We start from the raw sequence: 16,350 nt of genomic DNA, 5'->3' as shown, positions 1-16,350 counted from the left end.
ACAAATAAGAAAATTCTTATGCTGTGCAAATGCTTCGCTCCTGTAGATAATGACAAGGCTATTTCAAAGAAAAAAAGGGTGTTTCAAAATGTTGAAACACCCTTTATAATTTATTTCCTGTCGTTTATTGAATAATCAGTTTCAATGTAAATAATTTTCTACCATGTACCTTTACAAAGTATACTCCTTTGGGAAGATTTTCATTCACTAAAGAGAAACGCTGGTTATTGATATTCCTGGATACATAAAGTAGTTCTCCTGCTGCTGATACCAATTCAATTTTCTCAATCGGATAGTCACTTTTAATGAATCTAGGCTCTCCAGGCTTTGTTGGATTAGGATAAAGAATTACATTTTTTTCAGTACTGTTTGTTTCATCCGTACCTAAGCTCGATGAAGTTACCTGAAACTGGACCCTGTTTGAAACCTCCGTGTAAGAGTCATTGGTAAACATGACCATATAATAATTCCCTGGTGTGGTGGGTACGCCGTTTACATTTCCTGTGATCGTTTTGGTTCCCTGGGTAACACCATCAAAATAAGTATAAGAAACAAAGTTATCATCAGGAGTCTGAATATTCTGAGGATAGATTCCCAGCCAGTCTTTGATAATTCCCGGGGAATCCGTCCAAGACGCAGTGATATTTTCACCTAATGTATAAACAGGTTTATTGATCCATAACTCGGTGACAATATCTCCCACTTTAAAAAATACTTTATCCCCTATCCCGTTGTAACCATCCTCCAGCAAATACTGGGCATAATAATATCCTTTTGGAAGTCCCGTAAAATTAAGCGTTCCGGATGGAGTTGTTACATAGCTCCACTTTATAGATGCAGTGGTTCCCGGGGTTTGTCCCATTTTATAGATTCCAATCCAGTCTTTTTGAAGATTAGGGCCGTTGGTAAAGTTGATGGTAACCGTTCCTCCTACAGGATAGGTATCTGCTGTAGCCTGTAACTGAACTTTTGGTCCTACATAAAAGTTTTTTCTTGGAGTAATTTCCGTATATCCGTTGTTGGCAAAGAATCCTGCAAAATACTGTCCTTTGGCAGCCAGCCCATTGTTAAATGTTACCGTACCTGCTGTCTGGCCGTTGGTATAAATATATCCCTGGGAAGTTGTTGCAGTACCCGGAGTCTGGCCTTTTTTATAGATCCCTACCCAATCCTGCTGATTCCCTGGGCCTCCGGTGAAAGTTGCCGTTATCGGTTCATTTTGAGTATATTCAGTTTTATCTAAAGTAAATGTAGGATTTGAAACCACACTTCCCGTCACTTCAAACTGCTTCACATCACTCCATTCGCTCCACTCCAGATTTCTGTCCCTGTAGCGAACTTTTGCATAATAAGTCCCATTGGGAATAGAATTATTGGGCAAAACCGCTTTTGTAATATCTACTCCTGCATTTAAATTCTTGGTGACATCCGGGTTTCCGTTTCCGTCTTTTCCGAACCAGTTCTCATAATCACGGTACAATTCTTTTTCGATAACTGAAAAATCCGGGGCTTTACTGATAAGAAACTGGGTGGTATTTAAAAGTTCTCCATTGGAAGATGAAAAAGCACTTCCATTCAACATCAGAGGCAATGTGATTGGCCCGGAAAAAGTATTAATAATCGATGGTTTGGCTGGCTTTGGCTGGTTTTTATACCGGTGAAAAGAGTCGATCAGTTCATTGTTTTTCTTGGTATATTTTCCACCGATTGAGTAGCATTCTATATCCACTTTTCCTGTGGGAACATCTACTTCAACAATCTGGTACGTCCAGTCTGTCAGTGTTTTCTGAACATCATCAAAATCCTGCTCATTAGACATTCCCCAATACTGATCCCAGGCAGTACCTCCTGAAATAATCTGATAATTAGGGGTATTTTTCAGCTGTCCTCTGTGGTACAAATGGTGATGAGCTCCTACATGCATCAGGTATTTATCTGAGGTTACTAAAAGAGGAACGGCATTATTCCTTACCCATGTAGAAATATCCCCTACATATTGTTCGGCCTGGTAAGGTCTGTGGCTTAAAGAGATAATCCAGTCTACCGTAGGATCATTGTTGGCTTCGTTTAAGATCTGCTGAAGCCAGGTTTGCTGGGCTGAACCTGTATGTTCGGAGCTCAGGCTTATAAATAATACATTACCTGCCTGCTGGGCATAATAATTTTCATTTCCGGAAGTGATATTTTTATATTTGATCTCATCAATATAAAAGTGGGCATAATAGGAATTCATTCCCAGACTTCCGTAGGTTTCGTGATTTCCTACCGTTGTCTGAATCGGAAGATAGGGAGATAGTTTAATGTTCTTTTTAAAGTGGACATTTTCGTAATGATCCAGTGTACCCACGTCCACCTGATCCCCTACCATAAATGTAAGGGCAATATTATCCGAGGGATCGGCATTGGCACCAAATTTTTCTTTCAGCTTTTTAAAAGCATTCAGTGTAAGGCTGTCGTATCTCGGTTCTGCTTTGATTTGATTATCCCCCATGATCAGGAAACGGATTTTCCCATTAGCCGTTACCGGCTGTCCCGGTAGAGGAAGGGTTCTGAAATTATACACTGCTGATTCCTCCGTACCGGTTTTTATTTTGTAATAATACTTGGTATTAGGTTGCAGGTTTGTAATCTTTGCTGTGTGGTAATAATAGTTATTATTATATCCGGTATCAGAAAAAATGTTTGTTGTACCGGTTACAGTTACATTCAGATTCGATGGGGAATCACCATAGATCACAGTCGTTTCATTGTTGGAAGCGGTCTTCCAGTTAACGATCATGGAATTCGGAGTCGGATTTTGCAAATACGGAAACAAAACCTGGCCGAATGCCATCTGGACTGCGAAACAAAAAAAGAAGAAATAATGTTTCATAATAGCTTAATTTTAAAATAACATATATTTTTTAATCTGTAAATCAATAACTTAAAATCCACATCTCGATTTTTCACATCGGGTAAAAGTAGATGTCTCATATAAACTCAGTCTGATGGAATCTTAAAGAAACTGTTAATTTTTTAGCAAAATCAAAATGAAAAAATTATAGTTTTTAGCACATTAATTATTTGGTATATTCAAAAACAATTTTGTACATTTGCAACCTGTTATTCAACCTCTGACGAAAAACGTGTAAGTTGCTTAGCTTTAACATTTTATTTTATTAATAATGGATTTATTAAAGTACGTACAAGACAAGTACATTGCGAAAAAAGAATTCCCTGAATTCAAAGCAGGTGATACAATTACTGTGTATTACGAAATTAAAGAAGGACAAAAGACAAGAACTCAGTTCTTCAAAGGAACAGTTATCCAATTAAGAGGTACTGGTTCTACAAAAACTTTCACCATCAGAAAAATGAGTGGTGATGTAGGTGTAGAAAGAGTATTCCCTATCAACATGCCTGCGCTTCAAAAAATCGAAGTTGACAGAAAAGGTAGAGTTAGAAGAGCTAGAATCTACTACTTCAGAGACCTTAGAGGTAAAAAAGCGAGAATTAAGGACGCTGCTTACAAGAAGAAATAATTCAGACAACAATAAATGCAAAAAGAGGCTGTTTACATATGTAGACAGCCTCTTTTCTTATAGGCTGCTGCAAGAGTAGTAATGGATGTTGTAATGGCATTAAGTTTTAAAAATAGATTGCGTTTTGAGGTTGCCAATATCTGTGAATCCGGAGAGCTGGAAGAACACAGTTATTATGCATTTTTCATGAGATACTGCAAAGGCGTTGACCCGGTATGTTTTTTAAAAAAATCAATAAAAGCACTATCGGAAGAAAAATTTAAAATATAGGACACCTCTCCTATTGAATTTCCTTCTACCAGAAGTTCAATAGACCTCTGAAGGCGCCACTGCTGCCGCCATTCCTGATAAGATAAGCCGGTTTCTTTCTTAAATAGCCGGGTGATTGTTTTTTCACCAGTTCCAGTATCCTTCGCCAGGGTTTTCAGCATCGGTGGTACGGACAAACGTTGCGTCCATTCTTCTACCAACTTTTTAACACGTCTGTCTTCAGGCATTTTCAATTCCAGCTTTTCTTCAGGAGCCCTGCTGATTTCATCCCAGAAAACGCTCAAAAGGTTCTCCTGGGCGCTGTCAGGAGGAAGCCATTCCCAGAAACATACCCTTTCAATAATTTCCTTAAGTAAAGCATTTACATGCAACACTTTAAGATACGAACCCATATATTCTACAGCATAATCAGCATCGAAATAAATGGACCTATAGGATACAATATTCCTGAAATTCACCCGGTGAACTTCGTTTGGAGGAATCCACAGCATCCTGAACGGTGGTAAAACAAACTGCCGCCCGGAAGTGGTAACCGTCATACAACCTGATGGAGCATACAACAGCTGTGCCTTCGTGGTATGAAAATGGGATCCTGAATCATGCATCACCATATCTGAGGCTATTCCTATAACTTTTTCCTTATATGCATCTGCATCAAATTCTTCATTTTGATGAAGTAAAGCCATGTCCTATTTTTGATGTTTTTTGTTTTTATATCATTATAAATATACATCGAAATTTTAGAAACTTTGCAAGAAAAAAGAATGAAAAAAAACAATCCGCTTTGGCTTATGACCTTACTGGTAATGCTTCCTCAGTTTGCAGAAACCATTTACAGTCCTGTTTTACCCATGATACAAAAAGTTTTCCAGGTGAATGAAGGATCTGCAACGCTTACGATAAGCCTATACTTCATAGCATTTGCAGCAGGAGTAGCTTTCTGGGGAATACAATGCGACCGGATCGGAAGAAAAAAAGCCCTTCAGTACGGACTTCTTACTTACGGGACCGGCAGCATTACTGCTATACTTGCACCTGACTTCACTATTCTTCTTGCTGCGAGGGTAGTTTCTGCATTTGGAATTTCCGTAGGATCTATTGTAACCCAAACCATTTTGCGGGATACCTATGATAAAGGAAGCATCAGCAAGGTATTTTCATGGATAGGAATCGGGTTATCCATCAGCCCGGTTATCGGTATGCTTACGGGTTCTGTACTGGCTGCTGTCACAGGATATCAGGGTGTATTTATAAGTCTGTTTCTCTTGGCTGTTTTATTTTATATCCTGTCCGGAAAAAGGATTTCAGAAACCCATTATACTCAGAAAGAGATCAGTATGAAAACACTGGCCGGTTTGTTAAAACGGATGCTCAGGGATCATACAATCATCAGATCCTGTTTATTGATCATGGTTTTTAATGTTTTACTCTTTTCCTATTATTCACTGGCACCTTTTATTTTTAAAGAACAGCAATACTCATCCTACGCGTTCGGGTATAGTAGTTTTGTGTTGGCAGCAGGTACATTTGCAGGAGCACAGCTTAACAGGTATCTTCTATTAAAAAACGTCCCGTCATCATCTCTGGTAAAAATGAGTACGCTGGGAGCTTTTACTGCTTCCATTTTTGTCTGGGTTTTAACAGGAAAAGGGATCTTTTTTATAATTCCTTATTTCTTTATTGTGATGGCTTTCAGTATTGCTATTCCTAATATTTTAAGTACCGCACTCATACAATATAAAAAGGAAACGGGAAGTGCAGGAGCTTTACTGGGGCTCATTTATTATACAATGATAGGATCAGGATTGATCAGTATAGGATTTATTCAAAATCTGGGAATTTCCTGCCTGATCTTCTCAGGAATTGGAGTTCTTACCATATTGATGTTTAGAGAATGAGTGCATTTGGAATAATCATTTGCCTTTACCTTAGAAGGAAGCCGGAGGTATCTCCGGCTTCCTTCTTCCAAGCCCAGCTTATAAAACTCTATTTTATAAAGTCATATAATGTTTCAAAAAACTTCGGATAGACTTCAATATGAGGCAGATGCCCTACATTTTCAAGTTCTACCAGCTTTGATCCCGGGATCTCCTGTTGGGTTTTCTTTCCCAGCTCCTGGTACTGCCCCATTTTCGGCTGAAGTTCTTTTGGTGCCCTGTCTTTACCAATTGCTGTCCGGTCCCTGGTTCCGATAATCAGTAAGGTAGGTACTTTTATGTTTTTAAATTCATAGCAGACAGGCTGATTGTAAATCATATCAGAAGTCAGGGCCGCATCCCAAGCCACTTTGGGATAATCCTTATGGAGAGTCCATCCTGCAATAAGATCCAGCCATGGCTGGTATTCTTCTTTCCACTTGTTATCATAATAGAATTTCAGCTGATAATTTTTGTATGTTTCCGCAGTGTTTTTAAGCTCCGACTGGTAGGCCTGGTCGATAGTCTGATAGGATGCAAAAGTTTTATAATCTTCCAATCCTATCGGGTTTTCCAGGATCAGCTTTTCTACTTTATCCGGATAAAGTAAAGTAAATCTCGTTGCCACCATTCCACCCATGGAATGTCCTAAAACAATAGTTTTATCAATCTTCAGTTCATCCAGAATAGCTTTTGTATTTTCTGCCAACTGGGAAAAAGAAAACTGATAGCTGTGAGGTTTGGATGATTTCCCAAATCCTATCTGATCAGGAATAATAACCCGAAAACCTTTTGAAGCTAAATCTCTGGCCGTCCTTTCCCAATAAGCTCCGTTAAAGTTCTTCCCATGAAGAAGCATCATCGTTTTTCCGTTACTTTTCTGAGGTTTCACATCCATATAAGCCATTTTCAAATCGTTATCCTGAGATTTCAATGTGATAAAATGAACCTCATAGGGATATTGATAGTCTGATAATAAGGCGTCCAGGGGTCGTATCTGCGCAGAGATAAAACCGGTACCTGCCATAAACATGATAGCCATTACTGCATTTCTGAAATATTTCATGAGAATTTATTTTAGTTGTTTAAAATTAAAAAAACCGCTCCAAAAGGAACGGTTTTCAACTGTTATTTTTTAATTAAATATTAACTTGAGTTCCGATAAGAAAATTAGGTATAAAAGGCTGGAAGAAAGAGGCTGGAAGTTACTTTCAGTTATAATGACTGGCAGTCAACGACATCATTCATTTTATTGTAAAGAAAATAATCAATGGTTATTCTTTATAGCCTCCATGATTTCTCATCTTCCATCTCCCCAGCTTCAAATCTGATTAAGTCAGAAATCCTTATCCCGAACTGATGTTAAAATATTACTTTTTTAAGATAATTCTGCCATTTGGACTTCTTTTTCTTTCTTTGAAGGCAGGTTCATTAAAACAATAGCAAAAAGAATCAAAATGATCCCCACCCATTGTATTAAAAAGACTTTTTCGCCCAACAAAACGAAGGCCATGGTTACGGAAACCGGAAGTTCCAGAGAAGAAACAATACTTCCCAATCCTAAGCCCGCATTCGGGAAACCGATATTGAACAGAACCGGAGGAATAATAGTTCCAAACAAAGCTAAAATAATTCCATAGGTCCAGAAAATCGAATAATTAAAAGGATGAATGTGTTCTGTATTTTCTGTAAAATTCAGATACAATGATTTCAATCCCTCAAAATGCATAGGTCCTATCTGGGCAAAGAAAAGGAATGAAAAAACAACTACAGATCCTCCTGCCAGCATGATAAAACTTTTTCTGAAAACAGGTAAATGTGTCGCTATTGTATTGGAAGTAAACATCGTTAATGTATAGGAAGCGGCAGCCATCAATCCCCAGAAGACTCCGTGCCAATCCAGCTCTATTTCCATATTGATGAGGTTTGTAGCCAATACTGTTCCCAATAATACAATAATTACAGAAATTACTTTTCTGGCATTGGGTAATTTTTTGGTCAGAATACTTTCCACCACCACACTGAACCATACCGACTGCATCAGCAATACAATAGCAATGGAAACATTGATGTACTGAACAGCGATGTAATAGAATAAACTTGTTCCTCCCAATGAAGTCCCTGCAAGCATCAACATTCTGACTTCCCTGGAACTTGGTAATGATAGTTTTTGTTTTGTGGTTGCGGTTTGTATTAAATTCAGGATTAAAAGTCCTGCTAAACCTAACACAAACTGGGATGTGGTTACCTCTGAAGTTGTAAAACCGTCATGGTAAGCCATTTTAACAAATGTGGCCAACATACCATATATACTAGCTCCAATCCCGACAAATAAAACACCTTTTAGTATATTTTTCTTCTTCATAATTTTTTTTCAGCCTGCAAAGTTACAATATATAAATTAAAACTGTCTGAAACATTATGATGATAGATAAATAAAATTGCCACAAGTTTTGCTTGCGGCGATTTATACACTTCCTTATTGTTTTATTATTTTTTCTGAGTAAGTTTCATTTTTATCTGTTGTTACATTAACGATATAAATTCCTTCTTTGCGGGAGCTCAGATCTATCACTATTTCTTTTTCTCCACGAAGTACTTTATTATATACTGTATTTCCAACGAGATCTCTGATCTCCAATGTTCCCGATTTCATTTCTTTGTTCATCATTAATTTAAACAAACCAATAGTAGGATTTGGAGTCAGCCGGAAAGCCTTTTCCGTTACTGAAGACTTAAAACTTACAGGCTGTGGACAACTCATATCAATATCAAAGTCAAAATACGGATATTTATTCCAGCTATACACCGTATGGGTAGACGCATTTGAATTCATTTTTACCCTAAGCTTGTGCCAACCTGTTGAGCCTGCATTTATTGCCTCGGCAAAACTGTAAGAAGAATAGAAATGAATCTTGAAATAGTTTCCTGCCTCAAATACAGGATCAGAAACCACAGGATACACTTCACCCGTTTGCAAATTGATCATATCCACCTTAAGGCTCTGTAAAGTAGCACCAGATGGAAGATAATAATGCCCGGCAATAGTACCAGGCTGATATATACACTCTCCTGGCTCATAAACAAAATCTAAGGTTCCTCCATTATTAGAGTCACAAATACTTTCCGCAATATCCTTCCAATAATTAATTTCACCAGGCGCCATACGAAATCCAGTATCTCTATTAAAATATGACCTTGAATTACCATTACTTGGATCTCCAGGAATCGTTTCAAGTGGCCCGGAATATGGTCCAAAAGGACTCGAAATAGCTGCTGCTGCCTCAATAGCATCATTATTTGAATTCGCATGAATCAAAGTGAATCTTATTGAGTTTCCCGTCATAATATTCGTTTTAAACTCCATCACATTGGCAAATGCCTCATATGAATTATAATTTGATGCATAAACAGGATCTACAAGATAAGAATCAAGACTAGCTGAAGCTCGTTCTGCGTCAGTAAATACAATAACTCTTTCAGGCTTATTCCCATTTAGTGTTTTTTGGGGACTTATTATATCTGGATCCGGAATTCCCATTATTGCATTTTTGACCAATCCTAAAGATTGCTGTAAATGATCTCCAAAATCCAAACGGCGCTCAAAATTCTGAGCGGTAAAAAAATCGTTGGTATAATCAGACTCAATATAAATTAAAGGCTTATATATTCCGGTATCATGATCCAATATTCCGTTTCCATACTGTACTACAGCTACTTTGTTTTCAGGATTGCAAGCTAAAAGCTGTTCTATTAGCTTAATCACACCACGTCTCATCGCTTGATAATCTGTCTTAGTCATAGAACCTCCATTATCAACCATAATGATATAATTAGCCTGTGCACTAAAGGTACTCCATGACATCAATGCCATGAAGAAAAAGAAAAATGTTTTTTTCATAGTTAAAAGTTTTAAATTTAATTCTGTTAAAATAATATTTTCTCAACAAATAGTGATCTTAGTTTAAAATTTTAACTTTTAAATATTTAATAATTTAATATTTACTGTAATTCTGAAAAAAATAAAAACCACCTATTTGAAACCTTTAAGTTTTAATTATTTTCTGATAATCTTTTCTGAACAGATTTCGTTTTGATCTGTCGCTATATTATAAATCCAAACCTAACAGGTTTATAAAAACCTGTTAGGTTATTCATCTTTCCTTTATTTTGAGTGGATAGTGAAAAAACTTCTGAAAAACAAAAAAGCCGCTCAACTGAGCGGCTCTATATTAATCAATGGTTCAAAGATTATTTACCTTCTTCCATTTTTCTTTTCAACTCTGCTAATGCATCGATATCTCCAAGAGTAGATCTTTCTTCGTTGTTAGAAGAAGAAGATACGTTTCTGGAAGAAGCTTCTTTTACGTTTTTCTTCTCTTCATCTCTGAAGATACCTGTGTGAGATACTACTACTCTCTTGAATTCTTTGTTGAATTCGATTACTTTGAAATCAGCTTCTTCACCTTTCTTGATTTTAGATCCATCTTCTTTCTCTAATAATCTTGAAGGGCAGAACGCTTCAACCTCAGCATCTTCGAACTGTACAGAAGCTCCTTTATCGTGAACTTCTACCGCTTTACCAGCGTGGATAGTTCCTTCAGCATATTTAGTTTCGAATTTATCCCATGGGTTTTCAGTCAATTGCTTGTGACCTAGAGATAATCTTCTAGCCTGGATATCTAATTCAAGAACTACAACATCTAATTTATCACCTACTGCACAGAACTCAGACGGGTGCTTGATTTTCTTAGTCCAGGAAAGATCAGAGATGTAGATTAATCCGTCGATACCTTCTTCTAACTCTACGAATACACCAAAGTTAGTGAAGTTTCTTACAGTTCCTACATGCTGAGATCCTACAGGATACTTAGCTTCGATGTTCTCCCATGGATCTTTAGATAATTGCTTGATACCAAGAGAAATTTTTCTTTCTTCTCTGTCTAAAGTTAATACTTCAGCTTCAACTTCATCACCTACTTTTACGAAATCTCCGGCAGATCTTAAGTGAGTAGACCAAGACATTTCAGAAACGTGGATTAATCCTTCAACACCTGGAGCGATTTCTACGAATGCACCATAGTCAGCAAGAACTACTACTTTTCCTTTTACTTTGTCACCTACTTTTAAGTCAGCAGAAAGAGCATCCCAAGGATGAGCTTCTAATTGCTTCATACCTAACTGGATTCTTGTTTTCTCATCATCGAAATCAAGGATAACCACTTTTACAGTTTGTCCGTCCTCTAGGATTTCAGATGGGTGGTTCACTCTAGACCAAGAAAGGTCTGTAATGTGAATTAATCCATCTACACCACCTAGGTCAATGAATACCCCGTAAGAAGTGATGTTCTTAACAGTACCTTCAAGAACCTGACCTTTTTCAAGCTGAGCGATGATTTCTTTTTTCTGACCTTCGATATCTGCTTCGATCAATGCTTTGTGAGAAACTACTACGTTTTTGAACTCAGGGTTGATTTTCACCACTTTGAACTCCATAGTTTTTCCTACGAACTGATCGTAATCTTTAATTGGCTTAACGTCAATTTGAGAACCAGGTAAGAATGCTTCGATTCCGTGAACGTCAACGATCATCCCCCCTTTAGTTCTGGATTTAACAAAACCGTTAACGATTTCTCCAGTTTCGTGAAGTTCGTTTACTTTATCCCAAGCTTTAAGCGTTCTGGCTTTTCTGTGAGATAACTGTAATTGTCCAGTTTTGTCTTCTCTCTTGTCAACCATTACTTCTACTTCATCACCAACCTTAAGACCTTGGTTGTAACGGAATTCATTTAGAGAGATAACACCTTCAGATTTGAAGTTGATGTCTACGATAGCTTCTTTATCAGTTAATCTTACAACTTTACCAATAAGAACGTCATTGTCGTCCAAATTGTTTAATGATCCGTTGTAGATCTCTTCTAAATCGCTTTTCTCTTTTCTAGCATCAGCATCAAGACCAGATTCGAAAGAATCCCAGTCAAATTGTTCAGGTGCTACGTTTTGGTTTAATAATAATTCTGCTGAATTTGTCTCTTTTGACATATTCTAAAAAATTTGTATTCCTTCTCTTTCAACGGTCTTAACAAATGTGATTGAAAAATACGGAAGTAATTAATAATTAATATTTTACTTTCTCAGACCTTTACCACAAAAAGTGGGTGCAAAGATACTATATTTATTTGAGATAAGCAATAGTTATTCTGTTTCATACTTCCTCTTTAAAACACTGAATATCAATATTTACATCAAAAGATTAGATTTTTTTAATTTAAAAAAGGGAAAGTCACGGGATCAGTTCATCAGTGTTTCATCTAATGCCCTTTCAAATTCTTTTTCCGTTTCATGATTATAGAATGGTACCGCAGTTATCAAATATTGGTCTGTATGAAATGTAATGGTTTTCTTCTTCCCTCCCATTTCCCTTAAAAAATCTTCTTTCCATCTATCATAATCCAGCAGATGTGTTCCTTTCGGCTCTATAAAAACCTGGTAAGTCAGCTGTTTATCTTTCTTCTGGCTACAAAACAGGATAAAATCCGGCTCAAAAGCACGCCCCAGCTTATCAAAGATCTTAATTTCCCTTTCATTACGGATCAGATGAATGTTCTGAAACTTCTGATTCAACCCTTTGAAGCGCCTGGAAAACAATTCTACAAACCGTTTTTCTTCAATGGTCCCGTAATTGGCATTGTAAGCATACCAGGCTTCACCTGAAACCAAATGCTCCTGCCCTTCTGCCCTTTCACTACCTTTTGTAACCCTGATTTCTTTATCCCTGAAAACCTGATGGAGAGGCTGTGCCCGAAATGCAGAGCCTTCATAATCCGGAGTGTTATGTTTAATATCTGCTTCTATATTTTGCAGTAATCCATTCAGCGCCTGAAGGTAATCAAAATGCGAAATTTCCTGAAGACGGCTCCGGGTCCCGTAGAATATGATTTCCATACCTCCCAGATACTTCTCATCCTCTATAAAATCCTGGATGGATGCGATATGCGGAAAATAACGTGAAAGGTTATCAAAGTAATAAAACGGATTCCTGCTTAAGGCATATCTGACCACATGTTTCTGAATATCCTGAATCCTGACACCTTCAGACTTAATACCATCATCAAGTGGAACCGATTTTTCCAATTCAAAAAACACATTGGAAGTTTTCCCACTTCCTGAAGAAAGCTGGTAGCTGAACTTAGGCTTACTAATACCCAAATCTTTAAAAGACTTTATATGTGTAAGATTTTTGGGGATTTTTTTATTGGAAAAAACCACACCTTTTTTATAGAATTCAGAGGCCTTAAATGCTGCTTTCAGTTTTAGCTGTTTGGTTTCAAGGTTGGCTTCATCTTCATAGATCCCGGAGTCTACCAATGCTTTTTTAAGTTCGGAAATATAACGACTGTCTTCTTTGGTATGGTAATATAATTCCTCCAAGATTTTCAGATCATTTGAAATATCATTGTCATATTTCCTTACAAATTTATCATCTCCTTCTTTCACAGCGAAAGGATAATATCTTGCTCCACGGCCTATTAGCTGAGCTTCAGAAAGGGTGGTTTTTCCCGGGTTACCCTCTTTTCCATCACGGTCTTCGTATAACCTTACAATATCAAACAAATTGAGGACATCCCAGCCTTCATTGAGCTTCTGAACTGCAAATACAGCACGGATAGGGTTATTTTCGTCTTCCAGGGTGTTAAGCAGAATCTGATTTTTTTCCGCTTCGGAGTCATTATTGGCACTCAGGCAGTTTTCTTCCCTGAAATAAGCCTGTATCCGTTTTACTATTTCACTTTCTGATATATTGCTGGCTTCGAAAAACTCAAAAGCTTTTTGAACAACGGGAACCGCAGATGTTTTTCTGATCTTATCCACCATTGCTTCAGACAGATCCTCTATCAGCTTATGAAAATTTTCCTTATTCTGTTCAGATTCCCTGATGGTCTTTTTAGCTTTAAAAAGAATAACGGGTTTCAGATTAATATGATGAATGGTGGCCAGCTCCTGGCGGTACAAATTCAGAATCAAAGCCTGAATAATCCTTTCTTTTTCATCATACAGGGAGCGGACCAGATTGATTTCCTTGGAGAACTTATCATTCCTGAACTGGGCAAGGTCATACTTATAAATAACTTTATCTTTGTATTTCCCGGTAATTTCCCGGCTTTCATAATCTAGAGTTGCCGTAAATTCCAGCAGGATATTTTCAAAATCCTGGTGCAGGATCTGTAAAACGGTTTCTTCCCAGCTTCCAAACAGGTTGCCGCTTTTGGTACCACTGTTCAGGTGATGCGCCTCATCGGCAATCAGAACGATTTTCTTGTCCTGAAAATCCTCATAGGTAACACTATTTTCTTTGCTATTGTTTAAATCAATATGAAGCTGCTGGATGGTGGTAAATTTGATGTTGATATTTTCATGATCTGATTCATCAAAATTATCTATCTGCTTCAAAAAGACTTCTTTACCATTGATCACGATTTTATCCCGGAATAAATATTTGGAGGTCTGAGGATTAAGAAAATTATCCTTCGTTTTCTGAATAATATTATTGCTGTTAACAAAAAACAAAAAGTTACGGTATCCTTTTTCATAAAGATGGAGCATCAAGCCTCCCATGATCAAGGTTTTCCCGCTTCCTGTCGCCATATTATAAAGAAGGTGAAGAGGTTTCCCTGGTTTTCCTTCAAAATCTTCGTGTTCGGTATATAAATAGCGCCTGAATGCTTCTTCCTGATAAGGGCGAATCCCAAATCTCAGATTGTCAGTGATGCCGTTGGGTAAATCAAATTCCGCCAATGCCTTATGAGCAAACGGATTATTGAATATCTCGTGTAAAAATGTCATGATTTAGTTTTTAAGTTGATAAAATTCCTGAGTCACTTTTCGCTCTTCCGGAGTACATTCAAAGTTTTGATCGTTAAGAGAAGAGAGATTGACATAGAGCTGGTTCTTGTCGAGCAGTTCACAAAGGTGGTGCTTTTGTTCTTTAAGGCTTAATGCTTTAAAGTCTTCTATACATTGCTCCTGCCTTTGGATATCTACATTATAGTTGAGAAAAGATCTGGCTTTCATCTCTTCCCAGATGTGAAGAAGTGTTTCTTCATCTTTTGCCTTTTCTATTTTTTCTATAAAGGTTTGGTTGTATTTTTTGAGTTCGAGATAGGTATAATTAATTCCTTCGAATCTGTCCTTAATGATTTTATGCGTATTTTCAAGTTGCTCAACCAAAATAAACTGCCGGCTCAGATAATCCGAAACAAAACCTGTGGTTCCGCTTCCTGCAAAAAAGTCCAGTATAATATCATTTTTATTTGTATGAGCTTTGATAAATCTTTCTATAAGTTTATATGGCTTTTCAGTTAGATAGCCTGATCTTTTTTTACCATCCACTCTAATTCTTGCTGCAACAGCCATTTTCCACCAATTTTTGTCTTTGATTTTTGCATATTCATCATAGAGATTAGACATTTCTTCTACAAACTCCTCTTTATCTCTGCCCATTTCCCACCAATCCTCAGGGATTTTTCCCCTATCAGTGTATTCATTACTTACATTTATATTCATTTCATTGTTAAAACCACCAACGTGCACTTCTGATGACATCCGGACTTCATCTCCATTGAAAATCCAATCAGAATTAGACTTTGAATACCATAAAATATTATCATGTTTTCTGTTATATTGCTTCATTTTAGGAGATCCAGGTCCATGGTAGGCCCAAATTATTTCATTTCTAAAGTTTTCTCTATTGAAAACAGAATCCAATAAGACTTTTAAATAGTGTATTTCATTCCAATCCGCCTGAACTAGTATACTTCCATCATCTGTAAGTAAACTTTTTGCAACCTCTAGCCTATTTTTCATAAAAGTCAACCAAGTAGAATGATTAAAATTATCATTATAATTAAAAGAATCACCTCCGGTATTATACGGCGGATCTATATAAATCAGCTTCACCTTACCTGCAAATTCCTTTTTCAGAGAATGTAATGCTAACAGATTGTTTCCTTTGATAATCAGGTTATCGGTAATGGTTCCGTTTTCGTCACGGTTAAATCCGTCAAAAGAATGTTCACCATCCCGGTCAAACCGTTTGGCATTGGTTAATACTTTTGGATCAAGCAGTTCTGTGATTTCGTCCTGTGCCAGGGTTTCATTAAAAAAGATCTCTTCTCTTTTATCTTCTTCACGGCTTTGTCCGCCTTCAAGGATACAGTCTTTAAATGGCCAGACCAATGAGACTTCATTGCGTTGTTTCAGATGTTTACCATCAATCGTTAACCCTACTTTGTTTTTGAATTGGGTATAACTGTCATTCAGATAGTTTTTCTGCTCAAGAAACCGGATAAAAAGATTTTGTTTAAATACCCGGACATTTTTTACTTTCACAAAAAATTTTTCCTTCAGATCGGGATCATCCAACAGCAGCCCGATCAGTTCTTCATCAAAATTCTGTGCTTTATTCAGGACCACCCATTTTTTAATTTCTCCGTTATCGGAAACGTAATTAGGTTCTTTTTTAATCTGCCTTTCAAGGGTTTGATAAAGTTTCATGGTATTGTATTTTATTACCTCAAATCTATTATCAAAAACTGTCAGGACATTACGGTAAACCGTAAATAACAATGACAAGCCAAGATATG

Annotated in this window: 10 protein-coding genes; 2 read left to right on the top strand and 8 right to left on the bottom strand. The window is 37.1% G+C overall.

The window, feature by feature from the left end; genetic code table 11:
* Positions 1–124: 124 nt before the first annotated feature.
* Positions 125–2,872, bottom strand: coding sequence for a fibronectin type III domain-containing protein (locus OK18_RS14380; protein WP_053328421.1), 2,748 nt, complete (start codon positions 2,870–2,872; stop codon positions 125–127).
* A gap of 292 nt (positions 2,873–3,164) precedes the next feature.
* Between OK18_RS14380 and rplS the strand changes: the two genes are divergently transcribed.
* Positions 3,165–3,521, top strand: a complete 357-nt coding sequence (gene rplS, locus OK18_RS14375; RefSeq protein WP_050022617.1) for a 50S ribosomal protein L19 — start codon at positions 3,165–3,167, stop codon at positions 3,519–3,521.
* A gap of 173 nt (positions 3,522–3,694) precedes the next feature.
* Here rplS and OK18_RS14370 read toward each other — a convergent pair whose 3' ends face one another.
* Positions 3,695–4,477, bottom strand: coding sequence for an AraC family transcriptional regulator (locus OK18_RS14370; RefSeq protein WP_053328420.1), 783 nt, complete (start codon positions 4,475–4,477; stop codon positions 3,695–3,697).
* Positions 4,478–4,555: 78 nt separating this feature from the next.
* On the opposite strand from OK18_RS14370, the gene OK18_RS14365 reads away from it, so the two are divergent.
* Positions 4,556–5,689 (top strand): MFS transporter, encoded by a 1,134-nt coding sequence (locus OK18_RS14365; RefSeq protein WP_053328419.1) that lies wholly within the window; start codon positions 4,556–4,558, stop codon positions 5,687–5,689.
* A gap of 88 nt (positions 5,690–5,777) precedes the next feature.
* On the opposite strand, the gene OK18_RS14360 is transcribed toward OK18_RS14365, so the two are convergent.
* The 6 genes from OK18_RS14360 to OK18_RS14335 all read right to left on the bottom strand — a co-directional run bounded on the left by OK18_RS14360 (position 5,778) and on the right by OK18_RS14335 (position 16,261).
* Positions 5,778–6,773 (bottom strand): alpha/beta fold hydrolase, encoded by a 996-nt coding sequence (locus OK18_RS14360; RefSeq protein ID WP_053328418.1) that lies wholly within the window; start codon positions 6,771–6,773, stop codon positions 5,778–5,780.
* 312 nt (positions 6,774–7,085) lie between these two features.
* Positions 7,086–8,072: an EamA family transporter gene (locus OK18_RS14355; protein ID WP_053328417.1), complete on the bottom strand. Its 987-nt coding sequence runs from the start codon at positions 8,070–8,072 to the stop codon at positions 7,086–7,088.
* A 114-nt stretch (positions 8,073–8,186) separates the two neighbouring features.
* The gene (locus OK18_RS14350) at positions 8,187–9,608 is read right to left on the bottom strand and encodes a T9SS type A sorting domain-containing protein (RefSeq protein ID WP_053328416.1); all 1,422 of its coding nucleotides are present in this window, start codon (positions 9,606–9,608) and stop codon (positions 8,187–8,189) included.
* 350 nt (positions 9,609–9,958) lie between these two features.
* A complete protein-coding gene (rpsA, locus tag OK18_RS14345) occupies positions 9,959–11,749 on the bottom strand; it encodes a 30S ribosomal protein S1 (RefSeq protein ID WP_050022612.1) in 1,791 nt (596 codons plus the stop codon).
* Positions 11,750–11,998: 249 nt separating this feature from the next.
* Positions 11,999–14,551: a DEAD/DEAH box helicase family protein gene (locus OK18_RS14340; protein WP_053328415.1), complete on the bottom strand. Its 2,553-nt coding sequence runs from the start codon at positions 14,549–14,551 to the stop codon at positions 11,999–12,001.
* Between the two features lie 3 nt (positions 14,552–14,554).
* Positions 14,555–16,261 (bottom strand): DNA methyltransferase, encoded by a 1,707-nt coding sequence (locus OK18_RS14335; protein WP_053328414.1) that lies wholly within the window; start codon positions 16,259–16,261, stop codon positions 14,555–14,557.
* Positions 16,262–16,350 lie beyond the last annotated feature (89 nt).

It is taken from the genome of Chryseobacterium gallinarum, assembly GCF_001021975.1.
In the GTDB taxonomy this organism is placed as follows: Bacteria; Bacteroidota; Bacteroidia; order Flavobacteriales; family Weeksellaceae; genus Chryseobacterium; species Chryseobacterium gallinarum.
Note: the sequence above shows the minus strand (reverse complement) of the source record. Positions and strands in the feature narration are given on the sequence as shown.

Coding starts and splice junctions, on each gene's coding strand:
- rpsA (WP_050022612.1), bottom strand. CDS start 11,749: ATGTCAAAAGAGACAAATTCAGCAGAATTATTATTAAACCAAAACGTA.
- OK18_RS14335 (WP_053328414.1), bottom strand. CDS start 16,261: ATGAAACTTTATCAAACCCTTGAAAGGCAGATTAAAAAAGAACCTAAT.
- OK18_RS14360 (WP_053328418.1), bottom strand. CDS start 6,773: ATGAAATATTTCAGAAATGCAGTAATGGCTATCATGTTTATGGCAGGT.
- OK18_RS14380 (WP_053328421.1), bottom strand. CDS start 2,872: ATGAAACATTATTTCTTCTTTTTTTGTTTCGCAGTCCAGATGGCATTC.
- OK18_RS14355 (WP_053328417.1), bottom strand. CDS start 8,072: ATGAAGAAGAAAAATATACTAAAAGGTGTTTTATTTGTCGGGATTGGA.
- OK18_RS14340 (WP_053328415.1), bottom strand. CDS start 14,551: ATGACATTTTTACACGAGATATTCAATAATCCGTTTGCTCATAAGGCA.
- OK18_RS14370 (WP_053328420.1), bottom strand. CDS start 4,477: ATGGCTTTACTTCATCAAAATGAAGAATTTGATGCAGATGCATATAAG.
- rplS (WP_050022617.1), top strand. CDS start 3,165: ATGGATTTATTAAAGTACGTACAAGACAAGTACATTGCGAAAAAAGAA.
- OK18_RS14365 (WP_053328419.1), top strand. CDS start 4,556: ATGAAAAAAAACAATCCGCTTTGGCTTATGACCTTACTGGTAATGCTT.
- OK18_RS14350 (WP_053328416.1), bottom strand. CDS start 9,608: ATGAAAAAAACATTTTTCTTTTTCTTCATGGCATTGATGTCATGGAGT.